This is a genomic window from Acinetobacter sp. 228 (genome assembly GCF_048147885.1).
The window spans coordinates 1-2,308 of sequence record NZ_JAYWYV010000068.1 but is presented as its reverse complement, the minus strand read 5'-3'; the positions used below and the strand labels follow the sequence as shown (position 1 = coordinate 2,308).

3 protein-coding genes are annotated in these 2,308 nt (G+C 42.4%); all 3 read left to right on the top strand.

The window, feature by feature from the left end; translation table 11 throughout:
• Positions 1-606, top strand: a 606-nt coding sequence (locus VXQ92_RS15850; RefSeq protein WP_416682457.1) for an SDR family oxidoreductase, incomplete at its 5' end; no start/stop codon positions are given.
• 11 nt (positions 607-617) lie between these two features.
• Complete coding sequence (locus tag VXQ92_RS15845; protein ID WP_416682455.1) at positions 618-1,547, top strand: VOC family protein; 930 nt, start codon at positions 618-620, stop codon at positions 1,545-1,547.
• Positions 1,548-1,576: 29 nt separating this feature from the next.
• On the top strand, positions 1,577-2,308 hold a 732-nt coding region (locus VXQ92_RS15840), incomplete at its 3' end, for an NAD(P)/FAD-dependent oxidoreductase (protein ID WP_416682454.1).

Below are 2,308 nucleotides of genomic sequence, written 5' to 3'. Positions count from 1 at the left end.
CAGCAACAAGGGCTAAACGTTCATGCAGTAACAGGTGACCTTGCCAATGCAGACTCTATTGAAAATGCGGTTGCAAAAAGCGTGGAAGTATTACAAGGACTAGATGGCCTTGTGAACTGTGCAGCGCTTGCAACCAATGTCGGTGGAAAAAATATGATTGATTACGATCCTGAACTTTGGGATCGAGTCATGAATATTAATGTAAAAGGCACATGGTTAATTACAAAAGCGTGTATTCCACATTTAAAACAATCGGCTGCCGGCAAGATTATTAATGTTGCGTCAGATACAGCACTTTGGGGCGCACCGAACCTGATGGCTTATGTGGCAAGTAAAGGTGCAATTGTTGCCATGACACGTTCAATGGCAAGAGAGTTGGGACAGTTCAATATCTGTGTCAACACATTGTCTCCGGGGCTGACACTGGTTGAAGCAACCGAGTATGTGCCACAGGAACGTCATGATTTATATGTCAACGGAAGAGCGATTCAACGCCAGCAACTTCCACAAGATTTAAATGGAACAGCATTGTATCTACTGTCGGATTTGTCCTCTTTTGTGACAGGTCAAAATATTCCGGTCAATGGCGGTTTTGTCTTTAACTAAGGAGTAGTCAAATGATTACAGGGATCGAGATTTTAAAGTTTGGAGTTGAAGATAGAGCCGCTTCAAACAAGTTTTTGGCAGATTTTGGTTTAAGCCAAAGTACTTCGGATATTGAAGGTGCAGATTTATACCAGACTCAAAACGGCAGCAAGATTTATCTATTTAATTGTGATGATAACCGTTTGCCGCCTGCTATTGAGCAAGGTTCAACTTTACGTGAAGTCACTTGGGGTGTTGATAGTCTTCAAGACCTTGAAGACTTGGCAGCTCGTTTGGCCGATGTAGACGGTTTTAAACGTACTGAAAATACACTTCAGTGTCTTGACCCAAATGGCATGACCATTCGTTTTGAACAAAGTTTTGTTAAGGAAGTACCTGAACTTAAAACGGCAGGCATTAACCAATACGGCAATATTCAGCGTGTTAATGCAGCAAGTCCTGTTTATGAAAAAGGTCAACCTGTTGCGATTGGACATGTGGTGTTTTTCACACCGGATTTAGCAACTACTGAAAACTTCTATATTGAAAAAGTAGGCTTTCATTTATCTGATGCTTACAAAAATCGCGGTGCATTCTTACGTTGCCGCGGTGAAGGTTATCACCACGATTTATTCTTACTTAGCGTTCCAAATAAACCTGCGGGCCTAAATCACGTTGCATTTGTTGTTCGTGATATTCATGAGGTGATTGGAGGCGGCTTACATATGAACCGTTCAGAGTGGTCAACCTTTATTGGACCGGGACGTCATCCAATTTCTTCTGCTTATTTCTGGTACGTCAACTCACCATTGGGTGGTGCATTTGAATATTACACCAACGATGATTATTTGACCGAAGAATGGCAGCCACGTGTAGAAGAACATCGTCTAGAGCTTTTCACCGAGTGGGCGATTGAAGGTGGTCTTGATGACAAAACCCGCCGTCAGGTAAAGCCTGTGTAACAGGCATTGCTTTACAAGGAAGAAAGGCTATGGAAAAGATTGTAATTGTAGGGGCGGGGCAGGCTGCAGGTTGGGCAGTTAGTACCTTACGTCAAAATGGATATATGGGTGAAATTCATGTGGTCTCAAATGAAGATCAGGTGTTTTATGAGCGTCCGCCTCTGTCTAAGCAAGTACTTTCAAAAGAAGCAAGTTATGAAAGTTTGAATCTGTTCTCCCCAGAACAGGTTCAAGAGTTCAACATTCAATGGCACAAACCGGAAATTGCAACAAAAGTCGATCGCGAGCAAAAGCAGGTTCATTTAGAAAGTGGTCAGATTTTGCCGTATGACAAATTGCTGATTGCAACTGGAAGTCGTGCACGTGTACCCGTCAATACATGGCAGTTCATTCCTAATGTTGTGACTTTACGAAATGTGCGTGACTGTGAACGTCTCGCTGAAATTTTAAAGAATGCAAAAAATGTTGCTGTGATTGGTGGTGGCTGGATTGGTTTGGAAATCGCTGCAACTGCACGTAAGCAAGGCAAAGATGTTCATATTTTTGAATATGGCGACCGCTTATGTGCAAGAAGTGTGAGTCCGGAAGTTTCTGCATTTTTAAAAAATATGCATGAGGCTCAAGGCACAAAAATTCATTTAGACAGCAAGAGCCTTCACTTAGTGGAAGCACCAGATCAAAAAGTTGAAGTGGTGAACCATCCTCAACATAGCCAGTTATTTGATTGTGTTGTAGTGGGTGCAGGTGCCGAAATTGCGAAA

Excerpts from the sequence above, each read along its gene's own strand:
- VXQ92_RS15845 (WP_416682455.1), top strand. The coding sequence starts at position 618 with ATGATTACAGGGATCGAGATTTTAAAGTTTGGAGTTGAAGATAGAGCC.